The organism is Bacillus sp. ISL-45 (genome assembly GCF_018613195.1).
In the GTDB taxonomy this organism is placed as follows: Bacteria; Bacillota; Bacilli; order Bacillales; family Cytobacillaceae; genus Mesobacillus.
In genome coordinates this window covers 185,741-200,779 of record NZ_JAGGQQ010000019.1, presented here as the reverse complement: position 1 = coordinate 200,779, position 15,039 = coordinate 185,741, and the positions used below count along the sequence as shown (strand labels likewise).

Sequence of the window (15,039 nt, the reverse complement as noted above, 5' to 3'; positions counted from 1 at the left end):
TATCCCCCGTTTAAAATTGAACGTTTATTTTAACAGCGGGAAAATTTAAATTGGACTATTCATCTACATCAATACTCCTTTCAATGGCGGTAAATCTGGGGGATGATTTATCACAAGAATTTAAGAGAGAAACAGATAAAAAACAAAAATCGAAACATAGATCGTATCCAGGCCTGCAAGATAAAACTTAAGGTTTGATTTTTTCAACCTTGCCAGACTGTAATTAAATAAGACATCATATAAACTTATTGCAAATAATATGACGGACATGACTATTACGAATATTTCTCCAGTGATTAACACCGCCAGGATATACAATAACCATCTTCTGAAAAAATTAAATACTAAATCAATGAGAATCATAGACAAGCCTTCTGGATTCACTTCCAGCTCTTCGTCAGAAGATATTTCGCCAAGACCGGTCTTTATCTTTCTATAATCCTTTATGTAGTCGAGATTGATCCACAATAAAATAAAGCAATAAACAATGATATAAATTTCCTCGTTGCCGTATAGTAATTCACCCAAAAGAACACCTCAATATTTACAATCAATAACCATTTTGCAATCACCTTGATTGGCACTTGCTTAATTTTGCTGCCCAGATCACTATCTTGCCTCTACTACGAAACTGCTATATTCCTCATCATCAATAAATATATCAATCTTCCAAAGACCTTTTTCGTCAAACCCAAACTTTGCTTCGCTTTGCATACTCATGATCTCCTGCTGGTAAAGTTCCCTACTTTTACCCGAATCTTTATGTGTTCCGATCATCTTATACTTTTTACCAGTTAAATCTTTGCTATTGTCCAGAAAATATAGCTTGTAATGTCTCCCTTTTCCTGCTGGAAACTCAGGCTCATCGGTTTCTCCGTTCATTTTAGTCATGCCAAACTGATCCTCTGTTCCGGACAGGTGCTTACCATCCTTGGTAAAAGTAGCACTTAATCCCCAGTATGGTTCATCACTATTAGAACACGCGTTAAGGATCAACAAAACTAAAATCAATAAACCTATGTATTTTTTCACTCGCTTTCACCTCAACTCTTAAGGACAGTTGTGCCATACTATATATACCCGATCTCACATGCCGGCGGCTCGGCTTTTTATGCTCAATTCCTAATATTGGCGAAGAACTCTCCCATATTGACTCCCAGATGATAGGAAGCATACCAAATCCAAAGTGTTAAGAATATAGTAGTAAGAGCCGGATACTTTTTGGTAATTCTCTTTAGTTCTTTTGTTAAATCATCCATTCCCACTTACTCCTCGTTAGTAAAATATTTCCATTTCATTATTACACAGATTGCTTTTTTGCTCAATATATTGTTTAATCTTTCTTCGCAAAGCTTTAAAATGATGGGGCCATTTCGTTCCTTGATGGAAAACCATTTTCCAAATACCCTCATTTAGTTTCCAAATAGAACTCCGTAACGCATGCTGTTTCGTCTGTTCATTAAAAGTTCGGTATGTTGCCAGAACAATATTTTCTGATAAAGTATGAATATCGAAATTACTTATTGTAGCTTTGATCATACCAATTCCGCCGTCCTTAAAATTTTCATCTTTATGCAATACTCTCCCAGAACTGCCAAACTCAAAGAACTCATCGGCCAATAACCTTTTCAGCTCCGTTTTTGATGAACGGACTTCTGACGTTAATAATTTTTCCTCTAAATGTTTAATATGTTCTTTTAGATCCATAGATGAAATCTCCTTTACAATCAATAGAAGACTAATTCAACAAAGACAGCGAATATCCTTCTTAAATGTAAAAGAATGCCATTTCTCGTTAAAAAGTGAAACCTCTGCACATCTGAATCGTATAGGAAATATATAGAAAGGGGATGCATTTAATGAGTAATAAGGAAATGAAATGTAGTAGCTGCAGCGGAAACTCTTTCGTCCAGGCAATGGATTATATCAATCTCCGGCCAGTCGATAGAAAAATGAGTATTGGATCCGAAAGGGTTTATACAGTTTGTTTAGCTTGTGGAGAAGTGGTTTCAATTAAGGTGAAAAATCCTGAGAAGTTACTTAAATGATCTTAAAGCTCTTGATGTGAGGGCGGCTCTGAACAACTTTGATGAAATTCTTTATGTTATTGGCCGAACCTGGGGCTACTTCGGACAACTTCGGTAGAAATCTTCCTGGTTTTGTCCGAAGCCAGGGCTACTTCGGACAACTTTAAAGGAAATCTTCCTGATTTTGTCCGAAGCCAGGGCTACTTCGGACAACTTTGATAGAAATCTTCCTAGTTATGTCCGAACATGGGGCTACTTCGGACAACTTCGGTAGAAATCTTCCTGGTTTTGTCCGAACCTGAGGCTACTTCGGACAACTTTAAAGGAAATCTTCCTGATTTTGTCCGAAGCCAGGGCTACTTCGGACAACTTTGATAGAAATCTTCCTGATTTTGTCCGAACATGGGGCTACTTCGGACAACTTCGGTAGAAATCTTTCTGGTTTTGTCCAAAACTGAGGCTACTTCGGACAACTTTAAAGGAAATCTTCCTGATTTTGTCCGAAGCCAGGGCTACTTCGGACAACTTTGATAGAAACCTTCCTAGTTTTGTCCGAAGCCAGGGCTACTTCGGACAACTTTGATAGAAACCTTCCTAGTTTTGTCCGAACATAGGGCTACTTCGGACAACTTCGTTAGAAATCTTACTGGTTTTGTCCGAACCTGAGGCTACTTCGGACAACTTTAAAGGAAATCTTCCTGATTTTGTCCGAAGCCAGGGCTACTTCGGACAACTTTGTTTAAAATTATTAAGATTTTGTCCGGACCTGGGCTTAGCATAGCTTCATTTATAGTCACCATAATAAGACGTTCTATAAAAAGAAAAAAGTAAGGAATCGAATCCCTTACTGTCTGCTCAACCGTTCGATCTCTGTCTCTACTTTGTAAACTCTTTTGTTTAACGCTTCTGTCTTATCATCAATATGCTCAACGATTTTATCTGTGTATAAAGATTCTTTTGTAATTTTTCTTGTCCAATTTCCAGTCTGTTCTGGCCTTGTTTCAGGTCTTTAATATCCACTTCAAGTCTGTACAGACCTTGTTTCAAATCCTTGATATCGACCTCCAGCCCGTCTGGCCTTGTTTCAAATCTTTGATATTGACTTCCAGTACGTTCTGGCCTTGTTTTAGGTCATTCATACCTCGACGCATTTCTTGAATTTCATTTAAAATTCGCTTTAAAATTTCTTCCACAAATTTTCCCCCGTCAATTTCTAATAAAATAATTATAATCTAGACCTACAAACTAGAACAATGAAAGATCGAGGAAAATAAACTGCTTAAGTTTTCGATTAGTTCCGATGCTCCCCCAATTTTTCCTGGTAATTAACGTTTATAAGGATCAATTTCCCCTCTCACTTACTTTCAATAAGGAACTTAATAATATTTGGTTTTAATACGATGTCATAAGGCTTAAGCCGACAAGAGAATTAAAAATTGAACCAATAAAAAAAGATTAATGCTAAGAGAGTTTAATAAACATACCGATGGTTGGGTTTGCAGGAGTTTTCTGGGTGGACATGCTTTTGAAGAAATCTGAAGTGAATGTTTATACAACGAATCAACCTTTAGCAGCCTATCGTCTATAAATGGATTGCTTTTCCAAGAAAAATATACGCTTGTCCATCTGTAATATTCTGTGATTCAAACATTCAAGTTCCGATTCCGTCCTATTATTGGTACCTTCTAATAGGTCCCCGGTTTGCGCTCTTTCGAATGTGTTGAGCATATATTTGATTTCCTTAATTACTTTTTTTAACTCTGTTAAAAGTTCCATTATTTGTTTATCCACGATTCTTCACCACCCTTTTGGTCTATTATAATTATTTAAAAAATTTCTGTCTTTTAATGAGTCTTAAAACTAGACTAATCTTATGTAAAATAATCTAATTCTGTAACAATACTGCCACAATGTCACCCTCCCTAACCTGTCCTTTCTGCCTGCCCATCTATATATAGACAATGAAAGGGCGGTGCAAAGTCATGACAATTAAATCAGGGTGAGTGTTTGAAGGATGATCGCAATTCAGTTCGGTAGGTGAGTTCAACAATCATTTGGAGATGTGGCTGGCTGTCCACAAGCTTGATTTTTCAGAGGGTGAATTGGTGGATTAAAGAGGCTCGCTCGTTTTTCTGCTAAAATTAACGAGACAAATACCATTCTGTCTGTCTCCCTCGATTCTTTTAAAGAGCTGATCCGAAAAATGAAAACACCTCTGCTGGTAAAAAACCCTCTAGCCTACTATACCGGTATCCTGAATAAGAGTTTCAGGAGCTATTCGAATGGGATTTTTCCCGGGAGAGTAATGGTATATGATGTACTTTCACCATTGGCCATTTAGCTGTCCAGTTCTTCTTGATCAGCCGCTCCTCGTAAATAGCAGCACGCTCTCTCGTTTCTGTAAAAAAAGGAGCAGGCTTTATTTCCATATGAAAGACATCTTCCAATCCACATGGTGCAGTCAGGACCAGCCTCTTCTCTTTGTCCAGCTTCACGCCAAGAGCAGTGGCTGTTTCTGGAAATTTCGAGATGGCATCTTCTGAGGAAGTATAGGGAGGAATCTGATTGACGACATGCATCCTTGCCTGATTTTTAACAGACCAGGGAACGTCAGGTATAAGACTTTTCAACTGGTTTTCCAGTGTTTTTTCATAGTCTTCATTAATAATCGCTGGATCGAAATAAATCACATCTACATCCGGTGTCAATGTAGGCTCCTCGAAACCATGCAGCGTGTCCCAGATTTTCGAACGGACAAACCCGGCACAGATCCACCAGTCTGGCAAATCAAGAGTGCTTGCTGCATGAATTATTTCCATCATTCTTTGGTCTGTTTGAATTAGCTTTATAACATCTTCTTTACTCATCAGCAAAATAAACACCTCTATAAAACGAACGTATATTTCCATTCTAGCACAATGCAATATTAAAGAGATCTTTTCCTTTTCTTTTGCATGACTAAATAAAGCACAGGGTGCGTCCCCGTGCTCAGAATAATATTAATTTTTAACACTTCTAATCTCCTTATACACCGGTTTCCACATTGCATCTGCCACTGCCTTTTCGACATCAGTGATATCTGCACTGGCAACTCCCTCCTTGATAGCAGCATCGATAACTGTCATTGCAACTTTTTCGGATACTTCCTGTAATTTATTGATGTTAGGCAGGAGTGACGCGCCCGGCTGATCATTGCAGCACATGTCGGCAACAGCGTCTGCAGCTGCGGTGAACATGCCTTTTGAGATGAAATCTGCTTTTGCCACAATGGCTCCGAGCCCTAGACCTGGAAAAATAAAGGCATTGTTAGCCTGGCCGATTTCATAGGAAACTCCGCTGTAATCTACATTCTCAAACGGGCTCCCCGTTGCAACCAGTGCTCTTCCTTCCGTCCATTGAATCAGATCAGCAGGGACTGCTTCTGCCAGAGATGTCGGATTGGACATCGGCATGATGATTGGACGGTCCGTATACCTAGCCATCTCTTTGATAATATCCTCCGAGAAAGCACCAGCTTGTCCAGATGTACCGATCAGAATCGTCGGTTTCACCCTTTTGACTGCTTCCATCAATGGGATAATGCCCTCGTCATTCCGTGCCCAGCTTTCCACTTCGTTAACTCCCCGGACATATGGTTTTTGGAAATCCAGGACATCTCCATGTTCCTCCGTCAAAAGGCCCCTGTAATCAATCGCCCAGAACTGTTTATAAGCTTCTTCTTTTGATAATCCTTCAGAAACCATGGCATCCACCATCTGGTCTGCATTGCCAATTCCTGCAGCACCAGGCCCAAATACAACAATACGCTGATTCTTCAATGAACCGCCTGTCATTTTCAAGGCAGACTTTATGGCCGCAAGGGTGACAGCTCCTGTACCCTGAATATCATCATTAAAGGTGAGAATCTTATCTCCATACTTCTCCATGATCTTTCGGGCGTTCACATTGCCTAGGTCTTCCCAATGAAGCAGCACATCAGGGTGAAATTTTCTTGCAGTTGAGACAAAAGCATCAACGAACTCATCATAACGCTCGCCGCGGACCCGCGGGAACTCGTTACCGATGTAAAATGGATCGTCTGCCAGAGCCTTGTTGTTCGTTCCCACATCCAGCACCACTGGCAAAACCCGGCTAGGATTGATCCCAGCAGCTGCTGTGTAAACGGCTAACTTACCAATCGAGATATTGATGCCGCCAATCCCCTGGTCTCCGATGCCGAGAATGCTTTCGGAATCGGTAACGACAATCAAATCAATTTCATTCTTGGCATGTCCGAGGTTCTTAAACGCCGTTTCAATTCCATCCTGGTCATCAATCGATAAATACAATCCACCTGGACGGCGATAAACCTGTGAATATTGCTCAATTGCCTCCCCGACAGTAGGAGTATAAACAATAGGAAGCATTTCACTTAAATGATCCTTGAGCAATCGGTAAAACAGGACAACGTTCCGGTTATACAAATCATAAAGGAGACCATTCTTAAATAAATTGGTGGTCCTGATTGAATACTGCTCATAAACCCTTTTCACCTGTTCCTCGAGCGTTAGCACCTGGGGCGGCAATAACCCTTCCAGACCCAACTCCTCCCGTTCCTTCCTGGTAAATGCAGTACCTTTATTTAAAAAAGGATTCGATAAAAGTTCCTTTCCTCTTAAAGTAGTCTGGATCACATTAGAATTTGACATCAATCTCCCCTCTTTCTTTTGTAAGCTGTTCTAAGTATGTATACCCTTTTCAGAATTTGGTGAAAACAGAGATTGTGCAACAGTCCAAACACAAAAATATCCCTCAGACTGGACCATTAACTTCATGTTTGAGAAGGACACCTAATAAAGAAGACTCGGAGCATCTAACAGCGAGTCTTATTCTCAACAGCAATACAAAATATGCTCCAAGCCTCCGGTAAAGAGAGGAAAACCGGGAAAATAAAACCCGGAAATGTACTCGGCTCTGGCCATGGGCAGGTGACCGGGAAAATAAAACACCGATAAGTTCCTCGAGACAAGACAAGAATTGAAAACCAGGAAAATAAAAGGGGCCCCAGCCTGGAATAGACCCAGACACAGGACCCTCAAAATATCATTCTGATTTTTTCATTTTCCTCCAAGCCAGACTGGCAATAAATAAAGCAAATCCAATGATTGTACCAATCAGTTGATCCACTAGAACTTTACCAGTTGGGAAAACACAATAATCAATGTTCCGCCAAAGATTAAAACGATTAGCGCGGCTAACTGAATGAGATATGTTGCATTAACTTTCAAGATTGTCCCACCCTCTAATCTTTTTAACAACTTCTCAAAATCCTTTTTTTATACGCTATAAATATGTTCTTAGCAAACTACACAACCTACTTGTTTTCTTTAAGAACTTCTCTCAATTCCAATGGTGTTATAGTGCCTTGATGAAAATATAATTGCCATCTCCCATCAATTAGTTTCCAAATAGAGCTTCGTAATGTGTTGCGATTCCTGGTTTTATCAACGATAAAATAAGTAGATAAAACTATATTTGAGGCTAACGGATAAATTTCATAATTATGCAGAGACATTTCAGTTAACACAACCCCAGTTTCGAGGCATTCTTTTTTATCAAAAATATAACCTGAGCTGCCGATTTCAAAGAATTGGTCTGATAGAATTTCATCTAGTTTTTCACGACTGGTACGTACTTCTAATCCTGTGTGGCTTTCCTCCAATGCTTTTAAATGTTCCTTTAAATTTGCCTCCATACTATCTACACCCTTTATATTGAATATTGTAACAATTATACTATATTAAGGGGTTTCTAAGTGTTTTAAACATAACAATCAATACAAAAAGAGCCACATAAAAAGAGCATGTTTTAATCCAATGATCGAAACATGCTCTTAACCTATTTAAGTAATATTACATATCTAAATCCGTAAACGCATATGGCAGTAATTCTTTCAATGCCAGCTCGCGGATTTCTTTTTTATCATTTGTAAGATACACCGGCATATCTGGTGAAAAGAATTCAGCCATCACTTGTCTGCAAATGCTGCAAGGCGGCAGGAAGTCGGCCGTATCTCCAGAGACGGCGATCGCCTCGAAGTCACCCTTTTTGTAACCATTCGCCACAGCTGTAAAGATTGCCGTTCTCTCAGCGCAATTCGTCGCACCGAATGATACATTTTCTACATTCACTCCGTTGAAAACGGTGCCATCTTTTAGCAGCAAAGCTGCTCCAACAGGAAATTTGGAATAAGGCGCATATGCATTCTTTTTCGTCTGACGCGCGCTCTCCACTAATTGCTCTTTGTTCATTTCATCATTCCCTTTCCCATAAGAATGAACTTTTCACAGTCCCCTTTACGCCAACGAAAAGTTGGCAGGACTTCTAATATAATACCTTTGCTAATTTATTGTCAATGTAAAAATGGTGAATTTGTTGGACTTTAAGCAGAAAAAGCACTATCCTAAATTTTCCTAACAGAACTAATATGGAGAATGAATTATCGTTTAGCAATTGTGTTGAGTGTCATATAGTTGTCCATCGAGTTTATCTTTAACTAAAGCTCCCTTATGTTTAAGTACATTTGTTCACAAAGGAAACAAACCAAATTTGTTTAACTAAAAATATCTGTACTGCTTACATAACCATATATCAGGATTGTACTGTCTTCTTTTACAAAAGGAATCTTGAGGCTTTTGAGCAATTGAATGAATTCGTCTGCGTAATCTGTTACTTTAGATTCCAGCAGCAGTCCTTCGGAGCCCTTAACTTTCAGATTTACTCTAATCCATTCTAAGGAAAAAAAAGGATCAAGATCTACTTCCCAATCCCCCGAATACCAATTTTCTTCTCCAAACTCTTCAGGATTAACGTAATCATCAAGTAAAAACTTAACCTGAAAAGAAGGGGTTATTGGGAATTCCTCCTTAATAGCCGATTGTAATCTCCTCCATTTTGTATTATTCATTACGGAACTTAACTGCCGTTCATTTATCACTTTTTGAACCTTAATCTTGTAGTCCTCCACTTAAACAACTCCCTCATTATTTAGTGAACCTGCATCGTTTGTTTAATTAAGATTTCAATAAAAAGGTGCCTCAATCCTTCTTGGATCAATGCACCGTTAGTTAAATTGCGTTTTTTGTATGTCTTTTGAACCCAAGTAACTTAAATCTTTTATGAAGTTTATACATTCTTCCTCATTCATATTTTCACTTCCCAATTATTTACCTCAATAGTGACTACCATAATTATTAAATGTTCTTAACTTCCCTGTTGCATTAACCAGCCTAATTTAAGTCAAAGAAAATTCATTATCCTTGTTGAACTAACCTCCGTCCGTCCAATAAGGAATATAACAAAAAAAGCGGTTAATCCTCCACTGGAACAACGCACCCGATAGTTTAATAAAAAACCTCTCAAGATTATTTAAAATTACCTGGGATTTTAACAAGAACATAATTTCCAGTCCACATTTGAGTGGTGGCAATTAATCTCCTTCCGTCTTTTTCAAAGAACAGACCAGCACCATCTTTTTCTTTAAATTCCCATCCATTTGAACCAATCATTTGTTTGATATTTTCATCAGCAATCGATATACCTTTGTTCTCACTATTTGTGATATACCAAATAGAATCGCCTTCTACTGCAATTTCTGCTATTTTACTTTCTGATTCTTTTAGTTTATCAATTGCTTCTTTTGCTGATAAATTCTCTATTGGAAGAGAGGGATAGTATAATTTATTTACAAATATGAATACAGTTATAATAACTATTGCTATACCTAGCATAAATCCAGCCTTTTTCATCTAATTACCCCCTTATTGGGTTCAAACAAAGGTATTTTTAAGGTCCGTTCTTTTACTAAACTGCATCTTTAGTTGAGTAAGAATGATATTAACAATTGAATACCAAAAGCTAAAATAGTCGTTATAATATTATCTTAAAAGATATAATTCTTTTTCTTATCTTTAAATTTTGTGTCAAGGAAGAACCTAATCAAATAAAAAGTAGTAAAGATAGCAAGTAATTCGAGGAAATTCAAATACATTACTTCAACTCCTTACCAATGTACTTCTTTATTATTAATTGAACTATCCTGCATCGTTTGTTCAACAAGAAAATTTACCAATTATTACTCGAAAGAATGTTCGCAAATTAAACTCTCAAAAAAAATTATATTCTTTGCAAAACAAAATTATTATACAGATTAGATATGATTGTGGTTTAGGTAGATAATTTTGTCTCCATTTTCGTTTTGTTCCTCGTGAGTAATTGCAATTATCCAAGAGTAGGAATCATCAAATATATAAAAATCATCAGCAAAAAAGTTACCAATGTCTTTTATGAATTTATTTATATCTGAAACAATAAATACGCCTGTGTCCTCCCTCTTTCCCACAGTGTATGCTTGAGAATCAGGTAACCAGCTTAAAACTTCTTCTGAAATCTCTTCGGGTGGATCCATAACAACTGTAATTTCAGGAAAGACAAAGAGGGGACCTTGCAATGACATTAATAAATTTTTTAATTCCTCAACATAAATATACTTTAGTTTCTTTTCATGGCTATATAGGTGTTCCCACAAAAACGGAAGGTGATTATCTAAGTTTAGTGAGGCAGTAAGCTGACTAATGACATCTTGAGAATTCGGGACTTTTTTATACCCCAATCCAGCTATATGTGAAATCTCATTTGCACTCATTTTTTTGTTGGCCCCTTTACTATAGAATATAAACACATGATGTATTGTTAATTTTCCAAGTCTTTCTTCAACTAATCTGTCGTTAGTTAAATAAGGAATTTAACTAAAAAGATGCCTCAATCCTTTCTGGATCAATGCGCCGATACATCACTTGGGCATAAATTATTTCTCATTTCTAAAATCATATTTTTCATGTGGTACATCTAATGTATGTCCGTTTATGACTACCGTATCATTGTCTCTCCAATTAATATTTGCACTATCTTCTCTATAATTCCAATATATATTTTTAGTTTTATTATTTCTATCATTAAAAACTAATTCACCACGAATTGAATATGATGTGGTTGCACCTCCATTGGTCACATATGCTTTTAAAGTATATTTTCCGTCAGGTGAAGTCTCTTCAGTAAGATATTCTCCTGTTGGTAACCTATTCATATCAAAAAATGCCCAATAAACTCCATAACCGACCAATGTAATAAATAGTAGTGAGACAATAACAAGCGCTTTCAGTATTTTTTTCATTAACTTCTCTCCTATTGGTTATGAAACTAACTGCATTGTTTGTTCAACAACAAATTCGATGGAAAAAGGCGTTAATCCCCCTGGATCAACGCACACGTTTGTTTAAATACATATTTCCACAATCTAAAATATATTGATTAATATATTACTTCTCATTAGTTATTTTTTTCACTTGATACATCATAAAGCCCGTTAATATAGAGGTTAGTAATCTAAACAAGGCAAAATGAATACAGCCAAGAGATTTTACCACCCTTGCCATCTTTTTTCCACTTTACGCCAAGGACTTTACCAGCCTACGCCAACCTATTTACCAATAGAAGTATGTCAACGGTTTTGTAGTAAAAAAGCCTAATCCTCCTTATCTTTACCGAGGAATTAGGCATGGGTTTTCCACAATAGTGCTAATTATGGATTATTATTTTCTATTGAATAGTTTCTTTGTACGGTGCAACAAAAGATCCTGTATTGACTGCAGGCTATTGTTAAACTAAAGCACCCTATAGTTTAAGTACATTTATTCACAAACTTATCTTTATTACAGGAATGCTGCCTCGTTTGTTTAATAAGCAGTCTGGCTTAATGAAACCCATTCAGTCCAACTATTTAACCAATCTCGGCTTAATCTTGCAATTTTGCTATGCTAAAGCCTAAAAAAATCTCAATTATTGCCTAATACTAAAAAGAGTGGTTGCAAAAAACTTATCCAGTTAATCCAGTATACTTGTGCTATAATCCATATCACCATTAGACATCCAAGTATCATTGTTATTTTTCCCGCTAAAGGATGACGCCTGAAAGAAAAGAAGCTTCCAACAATGCTACCAAGTCCATTAATGGTTAATAAAGTGATTCCAGGTATTAAATAGTCTTCAAACGGGGATTCTTTCAAAAACTCCCCTGACATACTTAAATTACTACCGTTCGGTTCTAATATAAAACCTATTCCTGAACCTACAGCCCCTAGTCCTATGAACAGTTGCAATACACCGACTCCATAGAAAAGCACTATTTTATTACTCATATTCCTCATCTTCTTCCTATAAAGTTGGTTGTTCAACTCCTGCCCCTTTAGCTTGCTGCCTGGGTTGGAAGACGTCCTTCAGTATAGCATTCATGTTCATATGTTCCTTTAGATTAAAGGAACTATTTTTTCAAAAAAAGAGTTGTTTATTTATATTTATTTACCTGGTTGGCTCTTTGACCTGGGAATTATCTCTTAATATGCAAAAGCCCTTCTTCTCTTGGGGAGAGGGGGTTAGTGTTAAAATTAATACAAAGTATGTTTGTTGTATTCTACATCTTTTATCTCGCATTCAAACCATTTAAAGTCTTCGTGATCTTCAAACCAAGTAACATCTGACTTACTGGGAATACGTATGCCTTTAAACTCTTTAAATTCTTTATTTACCCCACCCCAATCGCTCAGGATGTACTTTCCATTAATATCTCTATATCTTTTTCCCGAAAAACGGAGAATATCACCATTTTCATTAAAAAAGAATACACCAGAAACTGATAGCCCTTTGTATTCAATTGTAGCCTTTGCAGCGTTTTTATTAACTTCCTCCCATTTAATATAAGGGCTTAGCGCAGCGGATGGAAACCACATCATTTCAGCTAGGTATCTCATCATAGTGCTAGAATCCATCTCCGGCCCTTTTGCATCTACTACTGGGAATAAAGAAAGCAGTTTAATATTCATCTTCCCTTTACCATCTAAATAGGTATCCCTTCCTGATAATTGTATAAAAGGTGCCATCTTGACGTCTGCAATCCATACAAACCCTGGTTTGTCAGTGGTAAAGTATTGCTCTGCTTTTACTGGCATCCAAGTGCCGTCTTTCCTTGTACGCATTCTTCCACCTTGTTTTAAGCGAACCGTTCTAATTTGTTCTTTTCCTATTACCTTAGAATGTATTAACCAATTTTGCACGGGATATGGTAAGTTTTTTATATCCGCTTTTTCAATTTTTTTTGTATTTTCACTATTTGATTCTTTAAGCAATAACGATGCCTTTTCTTGTGCATTTTTTATAAACAGGACTTTTGCGATTTTTGGAATAACAAGCAATAAAACAAGGATTAGAATAAATACAATTAATGTAACCGATATCCATTTGGGCATCAACAATCCTTCTCTCTTTGGAATTCAATTTCATCATATCAAATATCAGAATTTTCCAAAGCGACAAAAGTCATAAGGTGAGAATATCAATGAAAGTCCTTACAGGTCTGGGGATGGGCTGTTTTTCTGCTGTTCTTCTTGAACTGCATCGTTAGTTTAAGTGAAGAACTTCACAATATTGCTAAACTCCATAATAAAATCATACCAGATGATAACGAATTATTATTCATATATTCCACAATGATGACAATCGTTGTTGGGCAGTAAGAGTCTACTACGTAATAAAATGGTTAATCTAAGTAGTGGTAAACAGTCTGTCATTCTGTGGTACACTTTTTGTCATTAGGTGGTAAATACTATGTCAGAGGTGGTACATTTCAATGGCTGTAATCACAAAAGCTAAAATTATGAAAATACCTATTAATATGGATGATAAAAAAATATTATCTAAATCAATAAATAGTCCTAAAATACCTTTTCCATTAAGGGTGCAAGAAGAAAAGTAAGAACCAAAGCTATTAAATCATCAAAGGTTTGTAGCTTTTTTTTATCAAAATAATATTCCTCCTTAAAAAAGTATCATCACCATATTTTACCACAAAGACAAAGACCTTGTTTAACTATCCTGCTTCTTATGTTAAATAAGAAAAATTCTTATTCCATCAAGGCCATTAATTCATCATAGTAAATATAGAAATCAATAAGCTAATTGCAAAGAAAATATATGCTATCTGAATAGTTATTTATATACAGGCTGAAAATTCCCTTTGTTTTTTGGTTTTTGCTAATTGCCGAAAATAGAAAGAAGAAGGGGTATCGTCAGGAAAATGCGGATTTACAACGTTAAGGAATTTTCTATACTAAAAAGCCCTACTTCACCTTTAATTAATAGAGAAATTGGGCTTTTTCATTAAAAACCACGCTTTGACATTGTCTAAAGCATGGTTTTTTTAAAACTAATATAAATCTGCTAAGTTGTTTTTTTAGCTCATCTATTTATTGAATTCATTAACTGGAAGAAGTATTCAGGTTTATGAGTCTTATTTAGGTTATACCATGAATTTAAAGTATCTGGTGCAAATACTTCTAATTTTTTAAATACTTCCATCGTAAATTCCAGAGGCGCAACCCCTGATGCAGTAACCAAATTCTCACCAGATACCGCAGGTCTCATCTCATAATATTTTTCTCCTTTATAATTAGGGCAGACCATTTTAAAATACTCTAAATCATTGCTTGTATGTTTTCGAGAATCTAAGTATCCCATATTCGCAAGAGCCTCAGTTGCACCACAAATTGCAGCAACAATGGTGCCGAGCTTTAAGGCTTCGCCAATTTTTTTCATGATTGGTTGATGAATCACTTCTCCCCAAGTAGTCCCTCCAGGCAAAACTAAAAGATCTTTACTCTCAAGAGTACACTCATCAATGGAAATATCTGGTTTTATGCTCAGTCCCCCCATCGTAGTAATCAATTCTTTATTAGCTCCTACTGTAACTACTTTTAAAGGTACTATACCGTTTTTGAAATATCTTCCTGTGTTTAGTTCGGCAATTAAATATCCATATTCCCAGTCTGACATTGTGTTAAATACATATAGATAAACTTTTTTTGTTTGCATCCAATAACACTCCCAATCACAATTTATATAGCAATTATAATAAAACTTCCCT

The 15,039-nt window shown here is 36.6% G+C and carries 17 protein-coding genes and 1 pseudogene; 3 read left to right on the top strand and 15 right to left on the bottom strand.

What is annotated here, in order from left to right; translation table 11 throughout:
* Window positions 1–120: 120 nt before the first annotated feature.
* The 3 genes and pseudogenes from J7E35_RS20150 to J7E35_RS20140 all read right to left on the bottom strand — a co-directional run.
* Window positions 121–528, bottom strand: a complete 408-nt coding sequence (locus J7E35_RS20150; protein WP_214783143.1) for a hypothetical protein — start codon at window positions 526–528, stop codon at window positions 121–123.
* 81 nt (window positions 529–609) lie between these two features.
* The gene (locus J7E35_RS20145) at window positions 610–1,032 is read right to left on the bottom strand and encodes a hypothetical protein (RefSeq protein ID WP_214783140.1); all 423 of its coding nucleotides are present in this window, start codon (window positions 1,030–1,032) and stop codon (window positions 610–612) included.
* 342 nt (window positions 1,033–1,374) lie between these two features.
* Window positions 1,375–1,707 (bottom strand): annotated as a pseudogene (locus J7E35_RS20140) (nuclear transport factor 2 family protein); the annotation flags it as partial.
* Between the two features lie 152 nt (window positions 1,708–1,859).
* On the opposite strand from J7E35_RS20140, the gene J7E35_RS20135 reads away from it, so the two are divergent.
* Window positions 1,860–2,048 (top strand): hypothetical protein, encoded by a 189-nt coding sequence (locus J7E35_RS20135; RefSeq protein ID WP_214783134.1) that lies wholly within the window; start codon window positions 1,860–1,862, stop codon window positions 2,046–2,048.
* Window positions 2,049–3,070: 1,022 nt separating this feature from the next.
* On the opposite strand, the gene J7E35_RS20130 is transcribed toward J7E35_RS20135, so the two are convergent.
* The 11 genes from J7E35_RS20130 to J7E35_RS20080 all read right to left on the bottom strand — a co-directional run bounded on the left by J7E35_RS20130 (window position 3,071) and on the right by J7E35_RS20080 (window position 13,366).
* Complete coding sequence (locus tag J7E35_RS20130) at window positions 3,071–3,220, bottom strand: hypothetical protein (protein ID WP_214783132.1); 150 nt, start codon at window positions 3,218–3,220, stop codon at window positions 3,071–3,073.
* Between the two features lie 1,074 nt (window positions 3,221–4,294).
* On the bottom strand, window positions 4,295–4,894 hold the full coding sequence (locus J7E35_RS20125) for a nucleotidyltransferase family protein (protein ID WP_251041114.1): 600 nt from the start codon (window positions 4,892–4,894) through the stop codon (window positions 4,295–4,297).
* Window positions 4,895–5,026: 132 nt separating this feature from the next.
* Complete coding sequence (locus J7E35_RS20120; RefSeq protein ID WP_214783130.1) at window positions 5,027–6,715, bottom strand: NAD-dependent malic enzyme; 1,689 nt, start codon at window positions 6,713–6,715, stop codon at window positions 5,027–5,029.
* 665 nt (window positions 6,716–7,380) lie between these two features.
* Window positions 7,381–7,761: a nuclear transport factor 2 family protein gene (locus tag J7E35_RS20115; RefSeq protein ID WP_214783127.1), complete on the bottom strand. Its 381-nt coding sequence runs from the start codon at window positions 7,759–7,761 to the stop codon at window positions 7,381–7,383.
* A gap of 157 nt (window positions 7,762–7,918) precedes the next feature.
* Complete coding sequence (locus J7E35_RS20110) at window positions 7,919–8,317, bottom strand: cytidine deaminase (protein WP_214783124.1); 399 nt, start codon at window positions 8,315–8,317, stop codon at window positions 7,919–7,921.
* A 302-nt stretch (window positions 8,318–8,619) separates the two neighbouring features.
* Window positions 8,620–9,033, bottom strand: a complete 414-nt coding sequence (locus J7E35_RS20105) for a DUF6678 family protein (protein WP_214783121.1) — start codon at window positions 9,031–9,033, stop codon at window positions 8,620–8,622.
* Window positions 9,034–9,430: 397 nt separating this feature from the next.
* Window positions 9,431–9,814 (bottom strand): hypothetical protein, encoded by a 384-nt coding sequence (locus tag J7E35_RS20100; RefSeq protein ID WP_214783118.1) that lies wholly within the window; start codon window positions 9,812–9,814, stop codon window positions 9,431–9,433.
* 401 nt (window positions 9,815–10,215) lie between these two features.
* The gene (locus J7E35_RS20095) at window positions 10,216–10,710 is read right to left on the bottom strand and encodes a P-loop NTPase family protein (protein ID WP_214783115.1); all 495 of its coding nucleotides are present in this window, start codon (window positions 10,708–10,710) and stop codon (window positions 10,216–10,218) included.
* Between the two features lie 162 nt (window positions 10,711–10,872).
* Complete coding sequence (locus J7E35_RS20090; protein WP_214783112.1) at window positions 10,873–11,238, bottom strand: DUF5412 domain-containing protein; 366 nt, start codon at window positions 11,236–11,238, stop codon at window positions 10,873–10,875.
* A 661-nt stretch (window positions 11,239–11,899) separates the two neighbouring features.
* A complete protein-coding gene (locus tag J7E35_RS20085) occupies window positions 11,900–12,262 on the bottom strand; it encodes a hypothetical protein (RefSeq protein ID WP_214783109.1) in 363 nt (120 codons plus the stop codon).
* Between the two features lie 246 nt (window positions 12,263–12,508).
* Window positions 12,509–13,366, bottom strand: a complete 858-nt coding sequence (locus J7E35_RS20080; protein WP_214783106.1) for a DUF6544 family protein — start codon at window positions 13,364–13,366, stop codon at window positions 12,509–12,511.
* 138 nt (window positions 13,367–13,504) lie between these two features.
* On the opposite strand from J7E35_RS20080, the gene J7E35_RS23615 reads away from it, so the two are divergent.
* Both J7E35_RS23615 and J7E35_RS23610 read left to right on the top strand, forming a co-directional pair.
* Window positions 13,505–13,633 carry a hypothetical protein gene (locus J7E35_RS23615; RefSeq protein ID WP_285290823.1) on the top strand — a complete coding sequence of 43 codons (129 nt, stop codon included), beginning with the start codon at window positions 13,505–13,507 and terminating at the stop codon, window positions 13,631–13,633.
* Between the two features lie 113 nt (window positions 13,634–13,746).
* On the top strand, window positions 13,747–13,872 hold the full coding sequence (locus tag J7E35_RS23610; RefSeq protein ID WP_285290822.1) for a hypothetical protein: 126 nt from the start codon (window positions 13,747–13,749) through the stop codon (window positions 13,870–13,872).
* A 482-nt stretch (window positions 13,873–14,354) separates the two neighbouring features.
* Here J7E35_RS23610 and J7E35_RS20075 read toward each other — a convergent pair whose 3' ends face one another.
* On the bottom strand, window positions 14,355–14,987 hold the full coding sequence (locus tag J7E35_RS20075) for a type 1 glutamine amidotransferase family protein (protein WP_214783103.1): 633 nt from the start codon (window positions 14,985–14,987) through the stop codon (window positions 14,355–14,357).
* Between the last annotated feature and the right edge of the window lie 52 nt (window positions 14,988–15,039).

Bases quoted from the DNA above. Each gene is read 5' to 3' on its own strand.
- J7E35_RS20110 (WP_214783124.1), bottom strand. From the start codon at position 8,317: ATGAACAAAGAGCAATTAGTGGAGAGCGCGCGTCAGACGAAAAAGAAT.
- J7E35_RS20090 (WP_214783112.1), bottom strand. From the start codon at position 11,238: ATGAAAAAAATACTGAAAGCGCTTGTTATTGTCTCACTACTATTTATT.
- J7E35_RS20100 (WP_214783118.1), bottom strand. From the start codon at position 9,814: ATGAAAAAGGCTGGATTTATGCTAGGTATAGCAATAGTTATTATAACT.
- J7E35_RS20135 (WP_214783134.1), top strand. From the start codon at position 1,860: ATGAGTAATAAGGAAATGAAATGTAGTAGCTGCAGCGGAAACTCTTTC.
- J7E35_RS20115 (WP_214783127.1), bottom strand. From the start codon at position 7,761: ATGGAGGCAAATTTAAAGGAACATTTAAAAGCATTGGAGGAAAGCCAC.
- J7E35_RS20125 (WP_251041114.1), bottom strand. From the start codon at position 4,894: ATGAGTAAAGAAGATGTTATAAAGCTAATTCAAACAGACCAAAGAATG.
- J7E35_RS20120 (WP_214783130.1), bottom strand. From the start codon at position 6,715: ATGTCAAATTCTAATGTGATCCAGACTACTTTAAGAGGAAAGGAACTT.
- J7E35_RS20075 (WP_214783103.1), bottom strand. From the start codon at position 14,987: ATGCAAACAAAAAAAGTTTATCTATATGTATTTAACACAATGTCAGAC.
- J7E35_RS20080 (WP_214783106.1), bottom strand. From the start codon at position 13,366: ATGCCCAAATGGATATCGGTTACATTAATTGTATTTATTCTAATCCTT.
- J7E35_RS20085 (WP_214783109.1), bottom strand. From the start codon at position 12,262: ATGAGTAATAAAATAGTGCTTTTCTATGGAGTCGGTGTATTGCAACTG.
- J7E35_RS20095 (WP_214783115.1), bottom strand. From the start codon at position 10,710: ATGAGTGCAAATGAGATTTCACATATAGCTGGATTGGGGTATAAAAAA.
- J7E35_RS23610 (WP_285290822.1), top strand. From the start codon at position 13,747: ATGGCTGTAATCACAAAAGCTAAAATTATGAAAATACCTATTAATATG.